Source organism: Arthrobacter ulcerisalmonis (genome assembly GCF_900609065.1).
Taxonomy (GTDB): Bacteria; Actinomycetota; Actinomycetes; order Actinomycetales; family Micrococcaceae; genus Arthrobacter; species Arthrobacter ulcerisalmonis.
In genome coordinates this window covers 29,768-53,389 of the sequence record NZ_UXAU01000031.1, presented here as the reverse complement: position 1 = coordinate 53,389, position 23,622 = coordinate 29,768, and the positions used below count along the sequence as shown (strand labels likewise).

The following is a 23,622-nucleotide window of genomic DNA, read 5'->3' as shown; positions in this document are numbered from 1 at the left end:
TGAAGACCTCTTAGTCGTTCGGTGTGTGTGGTAACCACCAACCTAAGAGGTCTTCACCCTTTTACGATGTAACCAACGTCCTGGCCGAGTACACCTAGCTGAGGGGGCCGGCCGCGCCGATCCCTGGCTGGCGATCTAAAGGTCAGGTACTGGCGCTGTCCGGGACGTCGTCAGCGTCGATGGCGTCCGGGACAAACGGCTCGGCAAACCACAGCCGAGTCTCGCCGTACTTTTTCTCGGCAAACCGCTCGAGTCCGCCGGGCCAACGAGGCTCCGGAGATCGCGATGAGCGCTCCACCAACACCACTCCGCCTGTGGCCAGATGTTCGGCCAATTTTCCCAGGACCGCAGCAAGCGCCTCTTCGTCCAGCGGGTAGGGCGGGTCGAGGAAGACCAGGTCCCATTCGGCGGACGGCGCAGCGCGGTCCAGGAAGGCCTCGACTTTGGCCCGATGGACCGTGACCACTTTGCGGCCGAGCACACCGTTGACAAGGTCAGCGTTGCGCTGGCAGACGGCACTGGCTTTGGCGTCGAACTCCACCAGCTCCACCGAAGTTGCTCCCCGGCTGCCACTTTCCAGCCCAAGGGCTCCGGAACCGGCATACAGGTCCAGCACCCGAGCCTCCGAAATCACATTAAACGCGTCCAGCCGGGAAAAGAGCGCTTCCTTGACCCGGTCCGTGGTGGGCCTGGTCAAGGAGCCGGGCACGCTGCTGAGGGTTGTTCCACCGGCGGCCCCGGAAATGATGCGGCTCATGGGTGGGCCTGGCTAACCGCGTTCAAGGAACGCCTCCTTCTCGGGATTGAGGTACTTCTCGATACCCGCGGCCAGTTCAGGGTGGCGGGCTAGATCGGGGTCCATATTAACCAGGCGTTGAGCGTCTCCGCGAGCCAGTTCGATGATGTCGCCGTGTTCGAGGACGCGCAGCAGCTTCAGGGTGGAGCGGACCCCAGACTGCGAGGCGCCCAGGATGTCGCCTTCGCGGCGCAGTTTCAGGTCCTCCTGGGACAGCACGAACCCGTCGGTGGTCGCGGCCACAGCTTCGAGCCGTCGGCGACTGGGATGGTCCGGCTCCAAGGTGGTCACCAGCAGGCAGGTCCCCGGCAGCCCACCACGGCCAACACGTCCGCGCAGCTGGTGGAGTTGGGAAATACCAAACCTGTCGGCGTCCAGGATCACCATGAGGGTGGCGTTGTGGACATCCACGCCCACCTCGATCACCGTGGTGGACACGAGCAGCTTGGTCTCGTTGGCCGTGAAACTGGCCATGGTCTGGGTCTTGGTGTCCGGGTCCTGGCGGCCGTGCAGCGGGGCCAGCGGAACACCAGCCAGGGCCGGCTCGGCCAGCAGGTGGTCCACGACGGCGGTGACGGACGCGAGCTCCCTGCCCTCGCCTTCCGTTTCCTCCGGCGGCGGTCTGGATTCGCCGGGGCTGAAGTCACCGTCGTCGTCCGTGCCGATCTTTGGGCACACGACGTAGACCTGGTGGCCGGCGTCGATCTCTTCCCGGGCGCGGGACCAGATGCGGCTGACCCAGGATGGGTTTTCGGCGAGTCCCACCAGGTGCGTGGTGATGGGGGCGCGGCCCTTGGGCAGCTCATCCAGGGTGGAGATTTCGAGGTCGCCAAAGACCGTCATGGCCACGGTGCGCGGAATGGGGGTGGCCGTCATGACCAGTACGTGGGGTGGGCGCCGGGCCTTGGCACGCAAGACATCGCGCTGTTCAACGCCAAATCGGTGCTGTTCATCCACCACGATCAGTCCGAGGTCGTAGAAGGAGACGTTGTCACTGAGCAGCGCGTGCGTGCCGATCACGATCCCGGCGGTGCCGGCGGCGGCGTCCAGCATTGCCTGCTTGCGGGCAGCCGTTGGCATGGAACCCGTGAGCAGCGAAACCTGCACGGCGGCGCCGCCACTGAGCCCTCCCAGGAGCCCATCGGCGGACAGCGGGCCCAGGGTGCGGCGGATCGACTCGTAGTGTTGGGCTGCCAGGACCTCGGTGGGGGCAAGCAACGCTGCCTGGCCGCCCGCGTCCACCACCTGCAACATGGCGCGCAGGGCCACCACCGTTTTGCCTGACCCCACCTCGCCTTGCAGCAGCCGGTTCATGGGGTGGTTACGGGCCAGTTCCTCAGCGAGGGTCTCACCGACGTCCAGTTGGCCTTTGGTGAGCGTGAACGGCAAGGCCGAATCGAACGCGGCCAGGATGCCTGCTGGCTCCGGGTTGCGGGCCGTGGCGTCTTCAGCGGCAATCTGCGCCCGGCGGCGGGCCAACGAGGTCTGCAATACCAGGGCCTCTTGATACCTGAACCTGGCCCGCGCACGGTTCCAGTCGGCACCGTTTTCGGGCTCGTGGATGCGCCGGTACGCCTCAGCGAGGGACAGGAACTTTTCCCGTCTGGCGATGGTCTGGGGAATCGGGTCTGGGAGCGCGTCCAGGTCCGCGGTCTGCAGCAGTGCACGCACCACAGCTTGGATCTTCCAGCTGGGAAGTTTGGCCGTGGCTGGATACACGGGGATGGGCATGGCGGCGATGGCCTCGGGGTCCCTGCCACCGTTCGTTTCGGGGTCGTCGTCCACCAGGATGAAGTCAGGGTTGGTGAGGCCCAGGGCGCCGTTGAAGCTGGTGACCTTGCCGGAGAAGATCGCCCGCCGGCCTTGGAGGAGTTCTGCTTTGGCCTTGAACCCGTTGAAGAAGCTGATCTTCAGTGTGCCGGGGATCTTGCCGTGGAAGTCCCGTCCGCCCACCACGCGAAGGCCGCGGGAGCCGTCGTCGTCCGAAATCACAATGTCGGTGATGGTGCCTTTACGGGCGCGCATGGTGCGGGTGGTGTTGCTGAGGACGCGGGCCAGCAGGGTGACTTCTTCGTCCCGCGGGATCTCGCTGATCGGCGTCAGTTCACCCCGGGTCATGTACCGGCGAGGGAAGTAGGTGAGCAGTTCTTCAACAGTGGCCAGACCCAGCTGCTTTTGGATCACAGCTGCCGAGCTCTTACCGATCCGTCGTTCCAGGGGCAGGGTTGATTCAGCGCTCATGCCCGCTGGAGTTCACTGTGTCCGGCTGGGGGTCGCGGGGAAGGGCCAGATCGCTCACGCTGATCTGGGACGGGTTGCCCAGGGCCTGGATGATATTGACGGCAATGTCCTGCTCTGGAACGTGGACATGCACGCGCCACCGGTAGTTGCCCTCGGCGTCGGCGCCGCCGCCCACCTGGCTCATGATGACCGACTCCCCCACCTCGTCGAGGCGCTGCCGCAGCGTGGCCGCGTTCAGCGGCGAGAGGGAGATGGTGCACATGACTTCCACGCCGTCGTCGTCCGGCAAGGAAGTGTGGATGTGCGGATCCGAAACATCGTAGCCGTGCAGGCCGTCCAATAGTTCCGACTGCAGTTCCAGGCCCGTGACGGCAGACCGCAGGCAGTCGAAGATCAGCAGCATGCCAACGCCGCCGGCATCCACCACGCGTGCGGTGGTGAGGGCATCGAGCTGGTCTTCAGTCCGGATGACGGCTGCCAGCGCACCATTGACGGCGGCGTCGATGGTCAGGCCCAGGGCGTGGTTACTGTCATCGCCGTCCTGGGCGGCGTCAACGGCCGCAGCGGCCCGGGCAGCAGCTTCCATGACGGAGAGCATGGTGCCGGGAACGGGGTCGCTCAGGGCCGACCACGCGCGGATCTGGGCGCGGTGCAAGGCGGCGGCCAAGAGGCTGGAGGTAAGCCTAGTGTGGCCAGCCAAAGGTTCGGCGGCGGCGCACAGGAATACTGCAAACAACGTCCCGGAATTGCCCTTGGCGTCCTCCATGGCGGCCTGGCCTGCCGTGGCCAGAACAGCGCCCACATCGGTGGGGCCGGGCTGGGCATCCGCAATGGCCAGGGCCTGCGCGGCGGCACGGACGGTGAGGTAGAGGTTGGTGCCGGTGTCCCCGTCTGCTACGGGGAAGATATTGATGGCATTGAGGCGGTCGCTGTGGTTGCCCAGGGCAGTTTCAGCCTGGCCCAACCACCTCTTCATCGCGTGCGCGTTTGCGGCGACCTTAGTCTGCAAAGTGATCCCATCCCCCGGTGCCAGCGGCCCGGCCCGCAATGTTGACGCCCGGGCCCTCATTGAATCCCAGTGCTCGTACTGAGCCTATCGCAGTGAATCCAACTGGTAGCTGAATGTCAGCTGGGAATGTGGACAGCAGCCCATGGTCTTCCCCGCCGCCCAACACCCAGGCGACGGGGTCCACCGCCAGCACGTCAGCGGCCGGCTGGAGCGCAGCTGCCAGCGGAGCCAGGGCGGCGGGGTCCAGGTCCAAGGCCACGCCGCTGGCAGTGGCCAGCCGCAGGCCATCCCGCAGCAGCCCGTCCGAGATGTCCAGCATGGCCGTGGCGCCTGCGGCCAGGGCGACGGGGCCGGCATGCAGTGGTGGGCGGGGCCGGCTTTGCAAATCCACGAAGTGACGCTGCGCTGGGGTCAGTGAGTCAAACGGAACGCTTGATTCGAGCAGCGCCAGGCCTGCAGCCGCGCAGCCCACGGTTCCCGCGAGGGCCACGGTGTCCCCTGGTGCGGCGCCGGAGCGCAGGACCGGCGCGCCGCCGTCGAGGTTCCCCAACACCGCGACGGTGACGGAGATTTCCCGGCCGCGGCCCAAGTCACCGCCTGCCACCGAGCAATGCTGGGCGCCGAGTTCGCTGATGCCAGCTACCAAGCCGTCCGCCAACTCCTCCACCCAAGCCACCGGCGTGTCTGCCGGCAAGGTGAGACTGACCACCATTGAGGTAGCGGTGGCGCCCATGGCGTTGATGTCGCTCAGGTTTTGGGCAGCGGCCTTCCAGCCGACGTCGAACCCGGTGCTGCGGTAGCCGTTAGGCCAGGCGAGCCGGAAGTCCTGGTCCTGCACCTGGGTGTCAACGCTGATCACCGTGCGCCCATCCGGCGCGGCAACCACGGCGGCGTCGTCCCCCGGGCCCAGCAGCAGGGCGTCGGTGTGGGGCGCCGGGAGGCTGAGGCGGGGGAAGATGCGGGACAGGAGCGCGCCCTCGGAGAGCGTGGCGACGGTGACGGTTTCAGGCACGGATCTACCGTATCGTCTAGGTCCGACAGTCGGCAGCGGCGGCGGCCGGGCGGGGAGTTGCGCTGACGGCCGCCAGACTTCGCTGCAAGGGCAGATAGGCTGGATGGGTGTTTGGATCAAACCCGAAAAGTCACACCCGCCGCGCTGCCGCTTTGCTTGCCGTCACCGCCGCCCTCCTTGGCGTGTCCGCCTGCTCCCCCGCTGTGGACGTGAAGCCTGCCGCCGACGCAGCGAACCCGGCCTGCGCATCCATGATGGTGGCCCTGCCAGACGCCATTGGCGACTCCACGCTGCGCAAGACCAACAGCCAGGCCACCGCCGCGTGGGGCGACCCGTCGCTGGTGGTGCTTCGCTGCGGAGTGAACGCCCCCGGACCTACCACCGATCGGTGCGTCAGCGTCAACGGCGTGGATTGGGTCATCAAGGAAGGCGACCCGGTCTGGACACTGACCACTTTTGGCCGCGAACCTGCCACCGAAATCCTGATGGATCCGGACAAGATCAGTTCTGCCACCGTCCTTGCTGACCTCTCCGGTCCGGCGGCCAAGATTCAGCAGGTGCGGAAGTGTGTGGGCCAGGAGGAACTGCCCAACCTGCCCACGTCCCAGCAGTAACGCGGGAGCGGCTGCGTACCAAGGTGACTAGCGCAGCCCGGTCTTCCGGTTCAATGCCAGGTAGATGAGTTCATCGATCAGCTCGGCGTAGCCCAGGCCTGAGGCCGCCCACATCTGTGGGTACATGCTCTTGGGCGTGAAGCCAGGCATGGTGTTGATCTCGTTGATGATCAGTTCGCCGGCTGCGGTGTAGAAGAAATCCACCCGGCTCAGGCCTTCCGCGCCCACCGCATCGAAGGCAGTGGCCGCGAGCTCACGGACCCTGGCGATGGCTTCTTCGGGGATGTCGGCCGGGCAACTCAGGACGGCAGCGTTATCCTCAACATATTTGGCAGTGAAGTCGTAGAATTCATGACTGCCGCCGGCTACGGAGATCTCCCCGGGCATGGAGGTGCGGGGGCCTGCGGTGCCCCGGCCCTCAAGAACGGCGCATTCGATTTCGCGGCCAACAATGCCCGCCTCGATGACCAACTTAAGGTCGTGCTGGCGTGCTTCATCGATGGCAGCATCCAGCTCCGCCAACGAATCCACCTTGGAGATTCCCATCGAGGAACCCGCCCTGGCCGGCTTGACGAAGACAGGGAAACCCAGCTTGTCCACGGCCTTGCGGACAGCCTCGGGATCTGTCAGCCATTGCCTGTCGGTGACCGCAAGGTAGGGGCCCACCTGCAGTCCGGCAGCTTCAAAAACTACTTTCATGTAGTGCTTGTCCATGCCCACGGCGGAGGCCAGGACACCGGCGCCCACGTACCGGGTGTTGGACAGTTCCAGGAGGCCTTGAATGGTGCCGTCTTCACCGAAAGGTCCGTGGAGCAGGGGAAAGACCACGTCCACAGCGCCCAGCTCCTGGGGAACCGTGTTGGGCGCTGCCACGATCAGCTGGTGTTCCCCGCCGATCTCGGCCAACGTGACCGTCTGGTCGGCTGGCTGGATTTCCGGGAGAGCTGTTGCCGCGAGCGACCACTGGGTGGTGTCTTGGGCTGCCAGCACCCATTGGCCGGTTTTTGCAATGCCGATGGGGATGACATCGTATTTCTCGGTGTCGATCGCCCCAAGTACACCTGCTGCCGTGACGCAGCTGACGGCGTGTTCGCTGGAACGGCCGCCGAACAACACCGCAACGCGTGGCTTGCGCACGGAGCCGGAGTCAGGTGCTGGGGTCAGGTCGTGGGGCATATCAGTAATCGCCTTCAGGTTTAAGATCCCGGGCCAGCAGCAGCGGACCCAGTTGGTCTACGGAAATCTTGCCCGCCAACACCGCAACGACGGCGGCAGTAATGGGCATCTCAACGTCCAGTTTTTTGGCCAGTTGATGGACCGCCTGGCCGGATTTGATGCCCTCGGCAGTTTGGGTCATGGTCTGGCCCACTTCTTCGAGGGTCAACCCCTCGCCGAGCAGCCGGCCCGCCGTGTGGTTGCGGGACAGCGGTGAGGAACAGGTGGCCACCAGATCGCCCAGCCCGGCCAGGCCAGCCATGGTCTGGGCCTCACCGCCCAGGGCCAACGCCAGTCGGGAGGTTTCGGCGAGTCCCCGGGTAATCACGGAGGCCTTGGTGTTATCCCCCATTTGCTTGCCCTCACAGATACCCACGGCCAAAGCAATGACGTTCTTGACAATGCCGCCAATTTCAACTCCCACCACGTCCGCGGTGGTGTACGGCCGGAAGTAAGGAGCGGTGCAGCTGCGGGCAATCCACCCTGCAACGGCGGAATCCGCGCAAGCAACCACAGAGGCAGTCGGCTCCTGGCGGGCGATCTCCATGGCAAGGTTTGGCCCAGAGACCACGGCAATGCGTTCGTCAGGAATCCCCAGCTCTTCACTGATGACCTGGCTCATCCTGGCATCGGTGTTGAGCTCAAGGCCCTTCATCAGCGAAACCACCACCGCATCCTGGGCAACCAGGTCCTTCCACTCGCGCAGCTGCAGGCGCAGGGACTGCGCGGGGACGGCCAGGATCACCAGGTCCGCGCCTGTCAGCACCGCCGCCACGTCAGTCGAGGCGGAGATACTCTGGGGCAGCACCGTGTCTTTAAGGTACTGGGTGTTGCGGTGCAAGGTGTTGATCTCTTCGACCACACCGGGGCGCCTGCCCCAGATCCGGATGGCTCGTGGTTGGTCTCCCGCCGTGGCAGCGTCAGCCAGGATCTTGGCGAAAGTGGTGCCCCAGGAACCTGCACCGAGCACAGCGACCGAACGGGCGGAACCGCTGCGGGTCAGTTCGTGTGTCACGGTGTTTCCGTTCCGCCTTCCGGCTGCTGCCCGCGCTCTACGAAGCGGCCGTGCGTACTTTGCTGCTGTTTGGCTGGATCCCACCGTTCAACGGGTGGCACTTCTGCACGCAACTCTGCCAGGAGATGCGTGATCGCGTCCATGATGGCCTCCGTGGCTCCGGTCAGTGTGGCCTTGTCCAACGGGCGCCCCTCGAAGGCGCTGAGGTCCACCGGCTCACCCACAACCACCCGGGCGGTCTTGCGGGGAAACAGATGGAATCTCTTTCCATAGCGGGGAAAGACCTCATGGGCTCCCCAGTGAGCAACGGGAACCACCGGGATTCCACCTTCCAGTGCCAGCCTGGCTGCACCCGTGTGGCCCTTCATGGGCCACAGGTCGGGGTCCCGCGTCAACGTACCCTCGGGATAGATGATGATGGCACCGCCCTTGCCCACAATCTCCTGGGCCAACTGGAGGGACCGGTTGGCGCCGGCCGTGGAGCGTTCCACCGGGATCTGCTGGGTGGCGTGGAGTACCCAGCCCACCACGGGCACCTTGAACAGTCCTGCCTTGGCCAGGAAATGCGGCGCCCGCTTCTGGTTGTAGAACATGTGCCCCACCACCAGCGGGTCAATTTCCGTACAGTGATTGGGCGCCGCGATAAAACCACCGCTGGGTAGTTTTTCCAGGCCTGACCATTGCCGGTTCATGGCCAGGTTCAAGGCGGTTCGGGCGATTGCCGCAATGACAACAAACGTTGTTCGGCTCTTGGCCGATTCCTTCATCTGGACTAGTCCGTGCTGGTGATGTCGAAGTCTGCGCCCAGGCCGGCAAGCTTTTCAGTGAAGCGTTCGTACCCGCGGTTGATGATGTCGATGCCCGTCACGCGGGACGTTCCGTTGGCCGCAAGGGCAGCAATCAGGTGGCTGAATCCACCCCGAAGATCCGGGATGTCAATGTCCGTCCCTGTGAGTTGCGTGGGCCCGGAAATGACGGCCGAGTGCAGGAAGTTCCGTTGGCCAAAGCGGCAGGGCACACTCCCCAGGCATTCGCGGTGGACCTGGATGCTTGCCCCCATGCGGATCAACGCTTCGGTAAAGCCAAAGCGGTTTTCGTAGACCGTTTCGTGCACGATCGAGACGCCCTCGGCCTGGGTGAGTGCCACCACGAGGGGCTGCTGCCAGTCGGTCATGAAGCCGGGGTGCACGTCTGTCTCGAGGACCAGCGGGTTGAGTTTTCCGCCGCGGTGGTAGAAACGGATGCCGTCTTCACCGATGTCCATTCCGCCGCCTACCTTGCGGTAGGTGTTCAGGAAGGTCATCATGTCCCGCTGTGACGCGCCTTCGACGAAGATGTCACCGCGCGTTACCAGGGCAGCAGACGCCCACGACGCCGATTCGTTGCGGTCCGAAAGTGCGCGGTGGTTGTAGCCGCCAAGGTCGCGGACGCCCTCGATCCGGATGGTCCGGTCTGTCTGGACGCTGATGATGGCACCCATTTTTTGCAGCACGGCGATCAGGTCAATGATTTCCGGCTCGGTGGCGGCGCCGGCCAGTTCGGTGATTCCGTCGGCGCGGGTAGCGCTCAGCAAGACCTGCTCGGTGGCGCCCACGGAGGGGTACGGCAGGGAAATTTTGGTGCCTTTGAGGCCCTTGGGTGCTGAAATATGGATTCCGCCGGGGCGCTTCTCGACGACGGCGCCGAACTGCCGGAGGACGTCCAGGTGGTAGTCAATGGGCCGGTCGCCGATTTTGCAGCCGCCCAGGTCGGGAATGAAGGCCTCACCGATCGCGTGGATGAGGGGCCCGCAGAGCAGGATAGGGATCCGGGAATCGCCAGCATGCGCGTCAATGGCGGTGCTTGGCGCGGTCCGCGCTCCGGTGGGATCCAGGGTCAGGTCTCCCGTGACGGGATCCTTGTCCACCGTGACCCCGTGCAACTGCAGCAACGAGGTGACAACTTCGACGTCTTTGATCTCGGGAACATTCCGGAGAACGGACGCCTCGTTGCCCAGCAACGCCGCCACCATAGCCTTGGGGACGAGGTTTTTTGCCCCCCGGACGCTGACGCGACCAGTCAACGGAACTCCGCCACGGATTGTCAGAACACTACTCATCTACCGGTTTCCTTACGATTGCGCGCCTCCAAGTCCTTCCAAAGGCTTCATCCAAGCATAAGAGGTCACGTTACCGAACCGAAATAAGCAGGCTCCGAACAGATCGTGGTCGCAAGCAAACCGCTGCGGCTCAGGCCCTGAAACCTGTGGCCCCGTCCTGAGTCAGGACGGGGCCACAGCAGGATCAATCGGGTAGCCGCTCAGGAAAGCCGAGCGGGCAGCGTCTTTGGCATGAAGGAAGGCCGGGTGGCCTCAAACGCGGTAATGTCGCCCTCATGCTGCAGGGTGAGGCCAATGTCGTCGAGCCCTTCGATCAGGCGCCACCGGGTGTAATCGTCGATCTGGAACGGCGCCACAATGTTCCCGCAGACCACGGTCTTGGACTCGAGGTCCACCGTGACCTTGGTCCCCGGAGCATTCTCCAATTCCTTCCAGATCAGCTCGATGTCGTCCTGCTCCAATTCGGCAGCAACCAATCCCTGCTTGCCAGAGTTACCCCGGAAGATATCTGCGAAGCGGGAAGAAAGCACTGCCTTGAAGCCGTAGTCCTTGAGCGCCCACACGGCGTGTTCGCGTGAGGACCCGGTCCCAAAGTCCGGTCCGGCCACCAGGACCGAGCCAGCGTTAAACGGTTCCTGGTTCAAAATGAACGCAGGGTCTTTCCGCCAGCCGGAGAACAGCGCGTCCTCGAAGCCGGTCCGGGTGATGCGTTTCAGGTACACGGCCGGGATGATCTGGTCGGTGTCGACGTTGCTCTGTCGCAGTGGGACGCCGACGCCTGTGTGCTTAGTGAACTTTTCCATGATGTCTCCTACGCTGCGTCGGTGCCGGCAGCGGCGGGCTCGGCTGCGGGTTCCAGGTCTGATGGCGAGCTGAGCGTCCCACGGATCGCGGTGGCTGCAGCGACGACGGGCGAGACCAGGTGGGTCCTGCCGCCCTTACCCTGCCGGCCTTCGAAGTTGCGGTTGGAGGTGGAAGCGCAACGCTCCCCCACTTCCAGCTGGTCCGGGTTCATGCCCAGGCACATGGAGCAGCCGGCAAACCGCCACTCTGCACCGAAGTCCTTGAAGACCTTGTCCAGGCCTTCGGCTTCGGCTTCGAGACGGACCCGAGCCGAACCGGGGACCACCAGCATGCGGATCTGCGGGTCTTTGGTTCGGCCCCGGATGATGTCCGCGGCAGCCCGGAGATCCTCCATCCGGGAGTTGGTGCAAGAGCCCAGGAAGACGGTATCCACCCGGATTTCCTTCATGGGGGTGCCCGCGGTGAGGCCCATGTACTGCAGGGCGCGCTCTGCGGCGGCCTTGGCGTTCTCGTCGCCAAAATCCTCCGGGTTCGGGACCGGCTGGGAAAGCGAGACGCCCTGGCCGGGGTTCGTACCCCAGGTGACAAACGGCTCCAGCGCGTCGGCGTCGAGGTCCACCTGCGCATCGAAGGTGGCACCGTCGTCGGTGTTCAGCGTGTTCCAGTATTCGACGGCGGCATCCCAGTCCGCTCCTTCGGGAGCGTGCGGGCGGCCCTGCATGAACTCGTACGTCGTTGCGTCTGGCGCCACCATGCCGGCACGGGCGCCGGCCTCAATGGACATGTTGCAGATGGTCATTCGGGCGTCCATGGACAGGGCGCGGATGGCCGAGCCGCGGTACTCCAGGACATAGCCCTGGCCGCCGCCGGTTCCAATCTTGGCGATGACGGCCAGGATGATGTCCTTGGCCGTGACGCCGGGGCGCAGCGTCCCTTCGACGTTAATGGCCATGGTCTTGAAGGGCTTGAGAGACAGCGTCTGGGTAGCCATGACGTGCTCCACCTCGGAGGTGCCAATCCCCATGGCCAGCGCACCGAAGGCGCCGTGCGTGGACGTATGCGAGTCACCGCAGACCACCGTCATGCCCGGCTGGGTGAGTCCCAGCTGCGGCCCCACCACATGCACGATGCCTTGTTCGGCGTCGCCCAGGCTGTGGAGGCGCACGCCGAACTCCGCGCAGTTGTTCCGCAGCGTCTGGATCTGGGTCCGACTGGTCAGATCCGCAATAGGCTTGTCGATGTCCAGCGTCGGAGTGTTGTGATCCTCCGTGGCGATGGTCAGGTCCGGGCGGCGCAGCGGCCTGCCAGCCAACCGCAAGCCCTCGAAGGCCTGCGGTGACGTGACCTCGTGGACCAGGTGAAGGTCGATGAAGAGAAGGTCGGGCTGGGCATTGGCTCCTTCGCCATCGCCCTTGCGCACCACGTGCGCATCCCAAACTTTCTCGGCCAATGTCTTTGCCATGGCCAACTCCCTTCACTGCTGATTGACTGATGGTCTCAACTGAATCAGGCTGGCTCTGTGCAACGCCAGCCGAAAGATTTGCATCTCAGATAATGAGACGGCAATATCATTACATGGACAATTCTAGTGGAGTCGGCGTCATTGATAAAGCGGCCCATGTGCTCGATGCTTTGGAGGCCGGGCCCACCACCCTGGCGCAGCTGGTAGCAGCAACCGGCTTGGCTCGCCCCACCGTGCATCGGCTTGCCCTGGCACTGGTACACCACCGCCTGGTGAGCCGGGACATCCAGGGCCGATTCGTACTGGGCAGCCGGCTGGTAGAGCTCGCCTCGGCAGCCGGCGAAGACCGGCTGATCGCCTCTGCCGGCCCCGTCCTGATGCAGTTGCGGGACGCCACTGGCGAAAGTGCGCAGATCTTCCGCCGGCAGGGTGATTGGCGGGTCTGTGTGGCCTCCGCCGAACGACCCATCGGGCTCCGCGACACCATTCCCGTAGGGACCCAGCTGTCCATGAAGGCAGGCTCCGCGGCCCAGGTCCTGCTGGCGTGGGAGGACCACGATCGCCTCCTGGAAGGCCTGCAATCGGCTCGTTTTACGCCCACCGTACTGGCAGGCGTACGACGGCGGGGCTGGGGCCAGAGCCTCGGCGAGCGCGAGCCGGGGGTTGCCTCAGTCTCGGCACCGGTGCGCGGACCGTCCGGTCGCGTGATTGCAGCCGTCTCGATCTCCGGTCCCATCGAACGCCTCACCCGCCAGCCCGGACGCCTGCACGCCGAGGTGGTCTGCAATGCAGCACGCGTCCTCACCGAGGCACTGCGCAAAACAAACGACTGACGCCTCTCCCCTTCTACCTGGACCCCAGGCGTAGGCTGGGGCTATGAGCAGCTACGCGGTCTTCCTCCGAGGCGTCAACGTGGGCGGGATAACCATCAAAATGGCCGAGTTGACCGCTGCCCTGGATGCCACTGGATTCGGCTCCGTCAAGACCCTCCTGGCCAGCGGCAACGTGGTGCTCACCAGCAACAAAAGTGCCAAAGCGGTCAAGGACCTGGTGGAAAAGTGCCTGCGGTCGAACTTCGGCTACGACGCCTGGGTGGTGGTTCTCACGGCACAGCGGGTGGCCGAACTCGTCGAGGCCTGCCCGTACCCTTCTGACGATGCCGCCACCCATACCTACATCACGCTATCCTCCGATCCAGCACCGCTGAGGGAACTCCTTGAGGCCGGAACTGAGCAGGACGGCACCGAGCTCACCACACTGGGCAGCGACGCCCTCGCCTGGTTGGCGCCTAAAGGTGGCACATTGGACAGCCCGTTCAGCAAGCTCACGGCCAAGGCCCGCTACAAGTCCACCACCACAACGCGGAACCTGCGCACCTTAATCAAGGTCAGGGATGCGGCCCCGCACCCGTAGCTTTGCGGACCGCCTTCGCGAACGCTTCGCACCGTAGCACCTCATCCCGGACTGGCTCAACCACCAACCGCCCGGCCACGGCGTCCACCGCATGGTCCAGCCGTCGTCGTGCGTTCCGGCCGCGAAGCCTGGCGGCGGCAGCGCTGACCACGCCGCCCGCGATTGCCAGCAGGACGCCCAGCAAGACTCCGCCCAGGATCATCAGGGTGGGCAGCGGCCAGCCTTCAACGCGCGGCACCGCCGGGACGGGCAATTGGAGATATCCTAGGCCTGCCAGAACGCCCAACCAGCCAGCGCCGGCAAGGCCTACCACCAGAGCCAGCCACTGCACCACGTTGACGGCGCTCCACCACCAGGAGCCCTTGTTGGCCTGCAGGTCGGTGCCGGCGATCGCCTGGTCCACTGCGTTGGGTAACTGTTCGCGGCCCGCACGCGCGGCGTCGCGGATTGCCGCCCGCCACGGTCCTGGTGCACCAGCACTGGCATCATCCGCGAAGGCCCGCACAGCCGAATCGGTCCTGGCCCGTTGCGGTGCGGCGGCGGGTGGCAGCGACGTGCGGTTTACGTGCGCCTGCGCCGGGTCCCGGCGGAGGTTGAGCCGCCTAAGCGGGTCAACGCGGAATCTGCCCAACCACCTGGTGACCGGCCAGCCCGTCCGGCGTGCAGCCTCCAGCCGGTACGACCGCTCCACTGCCGCCACCACCACGGGAACGTTTGCCGCCGTCGACAGTTCGCGGGCGAGTCGCTGCGCCGCTCCGGCCTGGACACCCGCTGGGCTCCCGCTCCCCGACGCCGCCGCGAGTGCCTGTGCCGACGCCTGCACATCGGCGGCCAGCCGCTGCGACAGGGCTTCACGGCGTACCACCACGCCGCTGATCGCCGACCGGAGCTCAGCCACGCCAGCACCCGATACCGCCGACGCCGGCAGCACCGGCACCCGGCCCAATCCTTCGGCAGCAAGGATGGCGCGCAGGGATTCCAGCACGGCCGGTGCGTCTGCCGTGGCCAGCCGGTCCATCTGGTTCAGCACCACCAGGGTGACGGCGCCGTGGGCAGACATGGGTGCCAGGAATCCACTGTGAACAGCGTTGTCAGCGTACTTTTGTGGATCGAGGACCCAGACCAGCACGTCCACCATGCCTGCAAGGCGTTGAACGATCTCCCGGTTGGCGGTGCTTGTGGAGTCGACGTCCGGCAGGTCCAGGAGGATGAGTCCGCTGCCGGCATCAGCAAGCCCGTGCACGGGACCTGATGGATGGCGCTGATCCACCTCGAGCCAGTCCAGAAGTTCTCCGCTGCCCTCACCTTTCCAGAGGCTGGCGAGCGGCTGGGACGTGGTGGGCCGACGCGCGGCCACCGTGGCAGTGTCTTGCCCCAGGACCGCGTTGAACAGGGACGACTTTCCGCTGCCCGTGGCACCGAAGAATCCGACCACCGTGTGCTCTGCCGACAGCGACCGCCGGGCAGTGGCACGTTCCAGGACGTCCTCAACGGCGTCAAGGACCTCCTCAGGCAGCACTCCGCCTGCGAGTTCGCGGGCCTCGTTGAGCGCCTCCAAGCGATCTTGTAAACGGGACGCGTCACGTTGGGCGCTGTGCCTGCTCACGCCGTACCGCCCATCGCCCCAAGTGCCCGGGCGTGGGCCGCCAGCCGCTCACCGGCCGATGCGGCTTGATCGGGAAGCCGCAGAAGGAAACGCTGCTGCTCCGCCCCCAGGAGCTGCTGGCAGCGAAGGTGCAGGTCCTCCCGGGCGTGTTGCGCCATCCGCCGCACGGCATCCTCACCGAAGACGGCCTCCAACAGCTTTTGGCCGACGACGGCGGTCCCTCCTGCGACGCCCACCTCAAGTCCGCTGAGTCCAGCCGTCATGGAAAAGACCACGATCATCAGGGCGGCGCCCAGGCCGTTGATGCCGATAGACAGCCACCTGGCCTGCGATCTCTTGCCCGCGCCCTCCGTCTGGATGAGTTCCATCAGACTGGCCTGCCAGGCACGGATTTCGGCTGCTGCCCGGTCTGCGAAGTCCGGGCTGGCGCCGGAGAGATCGTCAAGTCCCAGCAGGTGCCGCCCAGCGGCGTCAGTGCGCCAGCGCCGATCGGTTGTCTCAGCAGCCGTACCTGCCGCCGCCACAATGACCGCCTGCAGTCCGGTCTCGATGGCCGTTTCCACGCGCACTGCCGGCGGTGGCTGGCCGCGGAAGAAGGCGCCGATGCGGTCACGGAGCCGGCCGACGTTTTGTTCAAGCGCGCGGAAGAACTCGCCAGTGCCCACAAAGTCCTGCCACCTGGCCAACACTTCACCGCGCAGCAGCGCACCATCTTTTGTCGAGTCGATGATGGTGTCCACGGCGGCCTGGTGGGCATCGATCGCGGCGGCCTGGAGAGTCTTCGTGGCGGCGGCCTGCCCGGTGGCCGCCGCCGCCAACGACTCAACGGTGCCGGACATGGCCCGGACGGCACCTGCCAGCGTCCGCCGGGCGATGTCAGTCCGGCGTGCCGTGTCTGCGGCCAGTTCGTGCAGCCACTCCTGGAGGGGCGCCACAGCTGACGCCGGGAGCATGCCTACAGCGTCGAGGGGTTCTTCGTTGACCACAAAGAGCCTGGCGCTGCCCAAACCCTGCCGTTGCAAGAGGGCGGTGAGATCCTGCGCCACCTCGTCCTGGACCTCAACGGGAACCCTGTCCAGCACGATGGCAACGGTGATGTCCCGGCTCGCGGCGTCCAACAAAAGCTGCCAGGGAACGGCATCTGCGTAGCGATTCGCGGTGGTGACAAAAACCCACAAGTCCGCAGCCGCAAGCAGCTGGCCAGCCAGGGCTCTGTTGTCATCGGAAATTGAATCGACGTCCGGCGCGTCCAGGAGGGCAATTCCCTGCGGAACTTCCGGATGTCCCACCAGCACCAGAGATGACACGCGGTCCGCGTCTGGAGCAACCCCCGCTCGATTCGACGGGAGAGCGGTTGCAGACACCGTTCCCTTGATCCGGCCCAACCCCGGGAGCACGCGCTGGTCCGAAAACCAATGTGCATCTTCCGGGTGGTGCACCAGAATGGGTTGCCGGGTGGTGGGGCGGATGGCGCCGGCCCGCGTCACTGGGAAGCCAACCAGTGCGTTGACCAGCGTGGACTTGCCCGCACCCGTGGATCCACCCACCACAGCAAGCAGCGGAGCGTCGAGGCTCCGGTACCGCGGCAGAATGTAGTCGTCCAGTTGGGCCAGGACCTGGCGGGCGTTGGTGCGGGCCTGCTGGGCACCGGGAACGTCCAGCGGCAGCACCAAGGTCGAGAGCTCTGAGCGCACGTCTTCCAGCACGGCAATCGCGCCCTGTCCGGTTCCCTCGCCTTGGCCGCGACGGTTGCCCTGTCCTGCCTGGTTGATCGGACTCATCATGGGCCCATCATGTCACCGCTGGCGCTTATCGGGCGGATACGGAGCGGAGGCCTGGACCTGCACGGGAACATCAGAGACGTGCCAGGTATGCGAAAAGGTCCCGGACATTTGTCCAGGACCTTTTCAATGGTGACCCCAGCGGGATTCGAACCCGCGTTACCGCCGTGAGAGGGCAGCGTACTAGGCCGCTATACGATGGGGCCAGTACTTTTTCGGCGTTTCCGCCAAACAAGCTCAGTCAGTATTACACAGGCCAAGCTTTTGTTTCAAGCTGAGAATATCAACGTGAAACACCCGAAATCAGGCAAGAATTTGCTGTCATTCAGAGCTGGGATACCAGGACTCGAACCTAGAATGTCGGTACCAGAAACCGATGTGTTGCCAATTACACCATATCCCAAAGCGCTTTCTGCGGCCGTTCTGTGGAACAAGTTCCACGTCCCCGGCGCCTCAGCACGAGAAATTACTTTACCGGAGGAATGGCCGGTTCACAAATCGGCGCTGGCGGGGCAAGTTTTGGTTGCGAATCCGCCACCGCCGCCGCCCCGCCATGCCATCAGCCCCGCCCTTGAGACCCTTTGTTCGCCGTCGCCAAAGGACGAAGCAACTCGCCAAGACCGGCGATCCGAAGCCCCGTAAAATCACCGTCCAGGGCGGCGCCCCTGTCCAGCCAGACCCCGACCAAGCCAGCGTCGGTGGCTCCCTCGGCGTCGAGGAGCCGATTATCCCCAACGTAGAGCGTCCGCTCGGGGGAGGTGCCCAACAACCGCACGCCCTCCAGGTAAATGGCTGGCTCCGGCTTGGCCGCACCCACCGTGTCTGTGCCCACCAGATGGGTGATCCTTTGCAGGTCTGCCTTGTTCAACTTGGCCCGCTGATAATCGTGGACATTGTTGCTCACGGCGCCGTAAGGAAGCCCGGCAGCGTCCAGGGCGTCCAAGAGCGGCGCCACGTCGGCAAACGCCGTGACGTGCCCGTGCTGGACCTCCGCATACGCCTGGACCCAGCGCTGCAACTCCTCACCCTCTGGGAGCTCAACGCCTACGCGGCCCAGTGCTGCCCGCCCCCGCAGGATCCGCTGATCGTTGAAGGTGAGCTCACCGGCAAGGTAACGGTCGTAGTAGTGGGAGGTCTCGTGGGTGAACACCCTCCCCACGGCGTGCCACCCAGCTGCGTCGAGGCCCGGAATCAGGTGCTCGCTGACCTCACGCAAAGCGGTGGTCATAGCGTACTCAAGGTCCACCAAGGTGTCGTCGATATCGAAGAGGACACCCTGGATGTCCCCGAACCGGGGATGTAGGCCCGGGACGGCGGTCGCTGACGCGTCAGTCATCAGCCGCGGAACGCCCGGATCCGGGCCAGCGAGGACTCCTTGCCCAGGATCACCATTGACTCAAAGAGGGGCGGCGAAATCTTGCGCCCGGAAACAGCAGTCCGGACCGGACCGAAGGCGAGGCGAGGCTTCACGCCGAGGCCCTCAACCAACGCTTCCTTGAGCGCGGCCTGAATGTTTTCTGCCTGCCAGTCCGAAACCGGTTCCAGCGCGGCGATCGCCGCATCAAGTACCTCGGCCAAGTTCTCCGGCAATCCCTTCCGGGCGTCGTCAGCAACGTCAATGGCGTCGTCGGCCTTGAACAGGAAGGCGAGCATTTCCGGCGCCTCGCCCAGGAGCGTGATCCGCTCCTGCACCAAGGGTGCGGCCGCAGTCAGGATTTCCTCCTGCGCGGCAGTGAGGTCCTCCCCCACCAGGCCGGCGGTCCGCAGGTATGGCACCAGCCTGTTGCGGAAGTCCTCGGGCGCCAGAAGACGCACGTGGGTGCCGTTGATGGCCTCAGCCTTCTTCAGGTCGAAGCGCGCCGGGTTGCCCAGGACGTCGTGGATATCGAAGTTCGCCACCAACTGCTCAACGGTGAAGATGTCCTCGTCTGCACTCAGCGACCAACCCAGCAATGACAGGTAGTTCAGCAGGCCTTCGGGAATGAAGCCACGCTCACGGTGCAGGAACAGGCTCGATTCCGGATCCCGTTTGGAAAGCTTCTTGTTGCCCTGGCCCATGACGTACGGCAGGTGGCCAAACTCGGGCATGTACTCGGCCACGCCAACCGCATACAGCGCACGGTAGAGCGCGATCTGCCGCGGCGTGGAGCTGAGTAGGTCTTCGCCGCGGAGCACGTGGGTGATACCCATGAGCGCATCATCCAGCGGGTTGACCAGCGTGTACAGCGGCGCACCATTGGCCCTGACCACGGCAAAGTCGGGCACCGAACCGGCGCGGAAGGTAATCTCGCCGCGGACCAGGTCCGTGAAGGTGATGTCGTCGTCGGACATCCGGAGGCGAAGCACCGGCTCGCGTCCTTCGGCCTTGAACGCTGCCACCTGCTCGTCGCTGAGCTCCCGGTCAAAGCCGTCGTAGCCCAGCTTGGGGTCCCGGCCGGCCGCGCGGTGCCGCGCTTCGATTTCATCCGGCGTGGAGTAGGACTCGTAGACGAAGCCACCCTCACGGAGCCGCGCAATCACATCCTGGTAAATCTCACTGCGCTGCGACTGGCGGTAAGGCTCGTGCGGCCCGCCCACTTCAACGCCCTCATCCCAGGTGATGCCCAGCCATTTCAGCGCATCCAGCAGCTGGTGGTAGCTTTCTTCGCTATCGCGCGCGGCGTCCGTGTCCTCGATCCGGAACACCAGCGTGCCCTTGGTGTGGCGCGCGTAGGCCCAGTTGAACAGGGCGGTACGGATCAAACCAACGTGCGGGGTGCCGGTGGGCGAGGGGCAGAACCGGACCCGGACGGGCGTTTCGGCGGTGACAGACGGGATGGGGGCAGCAGGCGACACGAAAGCGGTAGTCATAGTGGTTCCAACTTTACCGCTTGCGTGACTGCCGCCCGCTGCCCTTCAGATGCTTCGCCTGCGATTAGCGCCTGACGATCGGGTTGGACAGCCGCCCGATGCCTTCAATCTCCACTTCGAACCGGTCGCCGGCCTGGACCAGGCCAACCCCGGCGGGCGTACCGGTCATGATGACATCGCCGGGCAGGAGCGTGAACGCCTGCGAGACGATGGACACCAATTCCCGGACGCCGCGGATCATCTGGTTGCTGTTGCCGTCCTGGCGCAGTTCGCCGTTGAGGCGGCCCTGGATCTGCAGGTCTTCGGTGTCCAACTCAGTTTCGATCCAGGGACCCAGCGGCGCGGAGGTATCGAAACCTTTGGCGCGTGCCCACTGCAGATCAGTCTTCTGTACATCCCGGGCCGTGAGGTCGTTGCCGCAGGTGTAGCCGAAGATGACGTCATCCACTCGATCTTCGGGGACGTCCTTGCAGATCCGGCCGATCACCACGCACAGCTCAGCTTCAAACGACACTTCCGCGGAGAACTCCGGCAGCACCACAGGATCGTTGGGGCCCACCACGGAGGTGTTCGGCTTGAGGAACAACAGCGGCTGGGGCGGTACCTCGTTGCCCAACTCCGCAGCATGATCGGCGTAGTTTCGGCCTACGCCAATCACCTTGGAGCGCGGAATGATGGGCGCGAGCAGCCGCACGTCTTCCAGCTTGTGGCGCACCGACGTGCGCTCCACGCCATTGAAGAACGGGTCACCGTGGATGACAGTGATTTCCTCGCTCCCCGCCTCGCCTTCGACAACGCCATAGAGGGGATCAGAATCGACAACAAACCTTGCAATACGCATGAATCCAAGCCTACCGTCAGCTCACCGGCGGGACGTGCCGCTACGCACCGCCGTTGCGGGGGTCCTCAGCGCGGGGGTACTGGAGCTGGGCTGCGACGGACAGTTCCGCGGCCCCTCGCACGGAAGGGTCGACGTCGGCATAGACGTCTGCAGCCACCTCACCTGCGGTGGCGTCCCGGCCAAGCTGCTGCAGCGCTGCGCGGACCTGATCCAGCCGGGCCAGCCGATGCTTGCGATACTCCGCGGCGATGTCCGTCAGTGCGGGCAGTGCGGGCCCGTGGGCGGGCAGAACCTTGGCCGGGCCGAGTGCCGACAGTCTGTCGAGGCTGGCCAGGTAGTCGCCCACGGTGCCGTCCGGGAAATCCAGCACGGTGGTGCCGCGGCCCAAAATGGTGTCGCCCGTGAGGACGGAGCCGGCTCCCGCATTGTCGCCATTGTCAGCAGGGAGATGGAAGCAGACCGAATCGGACGTGTGGCCAGGGGTGGACAGCACGTTAATCAGAACGCCCGCGGCCTCGATGACCTCACCATCAGTCAGTGGCGAACCACCGTGGCAGTGGGCTGGATCCGCCGCGCGCACGGGCGCTCCGGTCAGCTCCCGCAGACGTTCCGAGCCAGCGGTGTGATCGGCATGGCGGTGGGTCACTAGGATCAGCGCCACTTTGCCTGCTGTGGCCAAGGCCCGGAGGTGGTTTTCATCCAGCGGGCCCGGATCCACTACCACCACCTGGCCCGAGCCGGGCGCCCCCACCAAATACGAGTTGGTTCCGTCCAAGGTCATGGGCCCGGGGTTGGGCGCCACGATAAACCGGGTCAGGGCGGAGCTCGACTGGGGCACGGCGATCAACGGTGAAGTCACCTTCCCATCCTTACACCTGACCCGCACGCCCTACCACTGGATGAGAACTGCCCACCGGAATAGAACCGCCCGCCGCGGAGGTTGTGCACCATGAAGACCTACCGAACACCAGCAGAAAGCGGACCCCGCCTCCATGAGCATCACCACCCTTGCCGAGATCATCGCCAGCGCCGACACTGCGGGGCATGACCACGCGGCAGCCGAGAAGAACAGCGGCCTGCTGCACATCCACAACCACGCCAGTGGCAGCATCGTCTGGTTCCCCACCTGGAAGACCTTCCGCGAAACCTCTGACTGGGCTGTGGCTGTTGACGGCGTCACGGAAGAGTTCACGGCCAGCACCGAGCCGGCGGAGAGCGTCGCGGCAACGTTTGTGGCTGAAGACCTGGCGGATCTGTTGGCCCGTGCCGCGTCGTCCAGCGACGCCAATGTCTTTGTCCAGGACAACCTGGTCAGCCACCTGACCCGCACCTGGGCTGTGGCCGATGCCGTCGCCAAAGCCAACGGTGCCGAGCTGCCCACCGGCGGCACGCCGGCCGTCTTCGCCGACTATCCGTATGACGTGTACGCGCAGGATGGCGGCGTCTTCGCCACCACGCTGTGGAACGACATCATCGATGCCCGCCGCAACCACGCACTGGCCGAAGAAGCCGCACGGAAGGCACTCAAGCCAGTGTCCCGCAAAGCCCTCAAGAACGCCGCCCGCAAGGCCGCGCGCCGCTGACCAGCCGCCGTCGTCGGGACTCTCCTCCAAAGAGCAGAGCCCAGCACAACACAAAAGGTGCCCACCGGATCGGATCCGGTGGGCACCTTTAGTTGCGCCACGAAGTGTTGCGCCTGCCGTTAGACCAGCCGGGTCAACCAGCCATGCTGGTCTTCCACGGTGCCGGTCTGGATGCCCAGGAGCTGTTCGCGGATGGCCATGGTGGTCTCGCCGGGGGTGGCGTCCTCGGAGCCGATGAATTCGGTGGCGTCGCGCAGCACACCGATGGGCGTGATGACTGCAGCAGTGCCGCTCGCGAAGACTTCGGTGATCTCACCGGAGGCCACGCCGTCGCGCCACTCGTCAAGGGTGATCTTGCGTTCAGTGACGGTGCGGCCCATGTCCTTGGCGATCTGCAGGATGGACATCCGGGTGACGCCTTCCAGGATGGTGCCGCTGAGCGCGGGCGTGACCAGGGAACCGTCCTTCATGACGAAGAAGAGGTTCATCCCACCTAGCTCCTCAACGGCGTTGTCGTTCGCCTGGTCGAGGAAGAGCACCTGCTTGCAGCCGTTGGCCTCTGCCTCCTGCTGGGCGATCAGCGACGCGGCGTAGTTGCCACCGCACTTCGCAGCTCCCGTGCCGCCGCGGCCTGCGCGGGCGTATTCGCGGGAGATCCAGATGGAGATGGGCTTAAGCGTGCCGCCGAAGTAGTTACCGGCCGGGGACGCGATGACCCGGAAGGACACCTCGCGGGCCGCCCGAACTCCCAAGAAGGCCTCCGTGGCAATCATGAACGGGCGCAGGTACAGGGCCTCGCCGTCACCGCTGGGAACCCATTCCTGGTCCGCGGCAACGAGTTCCCGGATGGCTTCGAGGAACAGTTCCTCGGGGAGTTCCGGGAGAGCCAGCCGACGGGCCGAGCGGTTCAACCGGTTCGCGTTGGCATCGGGGCGGAAAGTCCAGATCGAGCCGTCTGCGTGCCGGTAGGCCTTGAGGCCTTCGAAAATCTCCTGGCCGTAATGCAGGACAGCGGCAGACGGGTCCAGGCTGATAGGCCCGTAGGCCTCCACCCGGGCGTTGTGCCAGCCGCCGTCGCCTTCAGCGGTGACGCTGTAGTCGATGACCGCAGTGTGGTCGGTGAAGTAGTCGCCGAATCCTGGGTTTGCCAGGATGGCGGTACGTTCCTCAGCGGACTTCGGGGTGGCCGAAAGCTGCTGGCTGAATTCGACGCCATGGGCAGTCTGAGTCATGGTTCCTCCACGATCGGCCGCAGAGCGTTCAGCAGTGAACCTCGGGCGGC

At 65.1% G+C, this 23,622-nt stretch carries 21 protein-coding genes and 2 tRNA genes; 4 read left to right on the top strand and 19 right to left on the bottom strand.

The window, feature by feature from the left end; translation table 11 throughout:
• Positions 1-142: 142 nt before the first annotated feature.
• Genes rsmD through thiL form a run of 4 tightly spaced genes read right to left on the bottom strand, consistent with a single transcriptional unit; the run spans position 143 to position 5,058 of the window.
• Complete coding sequence (gene rsmD / locus PSET11_RS11195) at positions 143-757, bottom strand: 16S rRNA (guanine(966)-N(2))-methyltransferase RsmD (RefSeq protein WP_124092309.1); 615 nt, start codon at positions 755-757, stop codon at positions 143-145.
• A 12-nt stretch (positions 758-769) separates the two neighbouring features.
• On the bottom strand, positions 770-3,037 hold the full coding sequence (locus PSET11_RS11190; protein WP_124092307.1) for an ATP-dependent DNA helicase RecG: 2,268 nt from the start codon (positions 3,035-3,037) through the stop codon (positions 770-772).
• Entirely contained in the window at positions 3,027-4,013 is a 987-nt protein-coding gene (locus PSET11_RS11185; protein ID WP_124092325.1) for a DAK2 domain-containing protein, read from the bottom strand. The genes PSET11_RS11190 and PSET11_RS11185 overlap by 11 nt, the downstream gene beginning before the upstream one ends.
• 22 nt (positions 4,014-4,035) lie before the next feature.
• Positions 4,036-5,058 (bottom strand): thiamine-phosphate kinase, encoded by a 1,023-nt coding sequence (gene thiL / locus PSET11_RS11180; protein ID WP_124092305.1) that lies wholly within the window; start codon positions 5,056-5,058, stop codon positions 4,036-4,038.
• Between the two features lie 152 nt (positions 5,059-5,210).
• Between thiL and PSET11_RS11175 the strand changes: the two genes are divergently transcribed.
• On the top strand, positions 5,211-5,672 hold the full coding sequence (locus PSET11_RS11175; protein ID WP_124092323.1) for a DUF3515 family protein: 462 nt from the start codon (positions 5,211-5,213) through the stop codon (positions 5,670-5,672).
• A gap of 27 nt (positions 5,673-5,699) precedes the next feature.
• Here the strand turns inward: PSET11_RS11175 and PSET11_RS11170 are convergent, their stop codons facing one another.
• The 6 genes from PSET11_RS11170 to leuC all read right to left on the bottom strand — a co-directional run bounded on the left by PSET11_RS11170 (position 5,700) and on the right by leuC (position 12,266).
• Positions 5,700-6,848: a D-alanine--D-alanine ligase family protein gene (locus tag PSET11_RS11170; protein ID WP_124092304.1), complete on the bottom strand. Its 1,149-nt coding sequence runs from the start codon at positions 6,846-6,848 to the stop codon at positions 5,700-5,702.
• A gap of 1 nt (position 6,849) precedes the next feature.
• Positions 6,850-7,902: an NAD(P)H-dependent glycerol-3-phosphate dehydrogenase gene (locus PSET11_RS11165; RefSeq protein WP_124092302.1), complete on the bottom strand. Its 1,053-nt coding sequence runs from the start codon at positions 7,900-7,902 to the stop codon at positions 6,850-6,852.
• On the bottom strand, positions 7,899-8,669 hold the full coding sequence (locus tag PSET11_RS11160; RefSeq protein ID WP_124092300.1) for a lysophospholipid acyltransferase family protein: 771 nt from the start codon (positions 8,667-8,669) through the stop codon (positions 7,899-7,901). The genes PSET11_RS11165 and PSET11_RS11160 overlap by 4 nt, the downstream gene beginning before the upstream one ends.
• A gap of 5 nt (positions 8,670-8,674) precedes the next feature.
• A complete protein-coding gene (gene murA, locus PSET11_RS11155) occupies positions 8,675-10,000 on the bottom strand; it encodes a UDP-N-acetylglucosamine 1-carboxyvinyltransferase (RefSeq protein ID WP_124092298.1) in 1,326 nt (441 codons plus the stop codon).
• A gap of 200 nt (positions 10,001-10,200) precedes the next feature.
• Entirely contained in the window at positions 10,201-10,803 is a 603-nt protein-coding gene (leuD, locus tag PSET11_RS11150) for a 3-isopropylmalate dehydratase small subunit (protein WP_124092295.1), read from the bottom strand.
• Between the two features lie 8 nt (positions 10,804-10,811).
• Positions 10,812-12,266 (bottom strand): 3-isopropylmalate dehydratase large subunit, encoded by a 1,455-nt coding sequence (gene leuC, locus PSET11_RS11145; RefSeq protein WP_124092293.1) that lies wholly within the window; start codon positions 12,264-12,266, stop codon positions 10,812-10,814.
• Between the two features lie 113 nt (positions 12,267-12,379).
• Between leuC and PSET11_RS11140 the strand changes: the two genes are divergently transcribed.
• Together PSET11_RS11140 and PSET11_RS11135 are read left to right on the top strand one after the other, a co-directional pair.
• A complete protein-coding gene (locus PSET11_RS11140) occupies positions 12,380-13,099 on the top strand; it encodes an IclR family transcriptional regulator (protein ID WP_124092291.1) in 720 nt (239 codons plus the stop codon).
• A 43-nt stretch (positions 13,100-13,142) separates the two neighbouring features.
• Positions 13,143-13,679, top strand: a complete 537-nt coding sequence (locus tag PSET11_RS11135) for a DUF1697 domain-containing protein (RefSeq protein WP_124092289.1) — start codon at positions 13,143-13,145, stop codon at positions 13,677-13,679.
• Here the strand turns inward: PSET11_RS11135 and PSET11_RS11130 are convergent.
• The 8 genes from PSET11_RS11130 to PSET11_RS11095 form a co-directional block, all read right to left on the bottom strand.
• Entirely contained in the window at positions 13,654-15,285 is a 1,632-nt protein-coding gene (locus tag PSET11_RS11130; RefSeq protein WP_124092287.1) for a GTPase, read from the bottom strand. The genes PSET11_RS11135 and PSET11_RS11130 overlap by 26 nt on opposite strands.
• Positions 15,282-17,069 carry a dynamin family protein gene (locus PSET11_RS11125; RefSeq protein WP_238989128.1) on the bottom strand — a complete coding sequence of 596 codons (1,788 nt, stop codon included), beginning with the start codon at positions 17,067-17,069 and terminating at the stop codon, positions 15,282-15,284. Before PSET11_RS11125 ends, PSET11_RS11130 begins: the two co-directional genes overlap by 4 nt.
• A gap of 127 nt (positions 17,070-17,196) precedes the next feature.
• A tRNA-Glu gene (locus tag PSET11_RS11120) sits at positions 17,197-17,272 on the bottom strand.
• A gap of 125 nt (positions 17,273-17,397) precedes the next feature.
• Positions 17,398-17,469 (bottom strand) — tRNA-Gln (locus PSET11_RS11115).
• 156 nt (positions 17,470-17,625) lie between these two features.
• Complete coding sequence (locus PSET11_RS11110) at positions 17,626-18,402, bottom strand: HAD family hydrolase (RefSeq protein WP_124092285.1); 777 nt, start codon at positions 18,400-18,402, stop codon at positions 17,626-17,628.
• Positions 18,402-19,916, bottom strand: coding sequence for a glutamate--tRNA ligase (gene gltX, locus PSET11_RS11105; RefSeq protein ID WP_124092283.1), 1,515 nt, complete (start codon positions 19,914-19,916; stop codon positions 18,402-18,404). The genes PSET11_RS11110 and gltX overlap by 1 nt, the downstream gene beginning before the upstream one ends.
• 64 nt (positions 19,917-19,980) lie before the next feature.
• Positions 19,981-20,757 (bottom strand): fumarylacetoacetate hydrolase family protein, encoded by a 777-nt coding sequence (locus PSET11_RS11100; RefSeq protein WP_124092281.1) that lies wholly within the window; start codon positions 20,755-20,757, stop codon positions 19,981-19,983.
• Positions 20,758-20,797: 40 nt separating this feature from the next.
• Complete coding sequence (locus PSET11_RS11095; protein WP_238989127.1) at positions 20,798-21,616, bottom strand: MBL fold metallo-hydrolase; 819 nt, start codon at positions 21,614-21,616, stop codon at positions 20,798-20,800.
• 133 nt (positions 21,617-21,749) lie between these two features.
• On the opposite strand from PSET11_RS11095, the gene PSET11_RS11090 reads away from it, so the two are divergent.
• Positions 21,750-22,340 carry a hypothetical protein gene (locus tag PSET11_RS11090; protein ID WP_124092279.1) on the top strand — a complete coding sequence of 197 codons (591 nt, stop codon included), beginning with the start codon at positions 21,750-21,752 and terminating at the stop codon, positions 22,338-22,340.
• A 119-nt stretch (positions 22,341-22,459) separates the two neighbouring features.
• Here the strand turns inward: PSET11_RS11090 and PSET11_RS11085 are convergent, their stop codons facing one another.
• Positions 22,460-23,572 carry a branched-chain amino acid aminotransferase gene (locus PSET11_RS11085; RefSeq protein ID WP_124092277.1) on the bottom strand — a complete coding sequence of 371 codons (1,113 nt, stop codon included), beginning with the start codon at positions 23,570-23,572 and terminating at the stop codon, positions 22,460-22,462.
• Between the last annotated feature and the right edge of the window lie 50 nt (positions 23,573-23,622).

Coding starts and splice junctions, on each gene's coding strand:
- PSET11_RS11110 (WP_124092285.1), bottom strand. CDS start 18,402: ATGACTGACGCGTCAGCGACCGCCGTCCCGGGCCTACATCCCCGGTTC.
- murA (WP_124092298.1), bottom strand. CDS start 10,000: ATGAGTAGTGTTCTGACAATCCGTGGCGGAGTTCCGTTGACTGGTCGC.
- PSET11_RS11090 (WP_124092279.1), top strand. CDS start 21,750: ATGAGCATCACCACCCTTGCCGAGATCATCGCCAGCGCCGACACTGCG.
- PSET11_RS11085 (WP_124092277.1), bottom strand. CDS start 23,572: ATGACTCAGACTGCCCATGGCGTCGAATTCAGCCAGCAGCTTTCGGCC.
- leuC (WP_124092293.1), bottom strand. CDS start 12,266: ATGGCAAAGACATTGGCCGAGAAAGTTTGGGATGCGCACGTGGTGCGC.
- PSET11_RS11190 (WP_124092307.1), bottom strand. CDS start 3,037: ATGAGCGCTGAATCAACCCTGCCCCTGGAACGACGGATCGGTAAGAGC.
- PSET11_RS11160 (WP_124092300.1), bottom strand. CDS start 8,669: ATGAAGGAATCGGCCAAGAGCCGAACAACGTTTGTTGTCATTGCGGCA.
- rsmD (WP_124092309.1), bottom strand. CDS start 757: ATGAGCCGCATCATTTCCGGGGCCGCCGGTGGAACAACCCTCAGCAGC.
- PSET11_RS11100 (WP_124092281.1), bottom strand. CDS start 20,757: ATGCGTATTGCAAGGTTTGTTGTCGATTCTGATCCCCTCTATGGCGTT.
- PSET11_RS11125 (WP_238989128.1), bottom strand. CDS start 17,069: ATGATGAGTCCGATCAACCAGGCAGGACAGGGCAACCGTCGCGGCCAA.
- PSET11_RS11140 (WP_124092291.1), top strand. CDS start 12,380: ATGGACAATTCTAGTGGAGTCGGCGTCATTGATAAAGCGGCCCATGTG.
- gltX (WP_124092283.1), bottom strand. CDS start 19,916: ATGACTACCGCTTTCGTGTCGCCTGCTGCCCCCATCCCGTCTGTCACC.
- PSET11_RS11170 (WP_124092304.1), bottom strand. CDS start 6,848: ATGCCCCACGACCTGACCCCAGCACCTGACTCCGGCTCCGTGCGCAAG.
- leuD (WP_124092295.1), bottom strand. CDS start 10,803: ATGGAAAAGTTCACTAAGCACACAGGCGTCGGCGTCCCACTGCGACAG.
- PSET11_RS11135 (WP_124092289.1), top strand. CDS start 13,143: ATGAGCAGCTACGCGGTCTTCCTCCGAGGCGTCAACGTGGGCGGGATA.
- PSET11_RS11185 (WP_124092325.1), bottom strand. CDS start 4,013: ATGAAGAGGTGGTTGGGCCAGGCTGAAACTGCCCTGGGCAACCACAGC.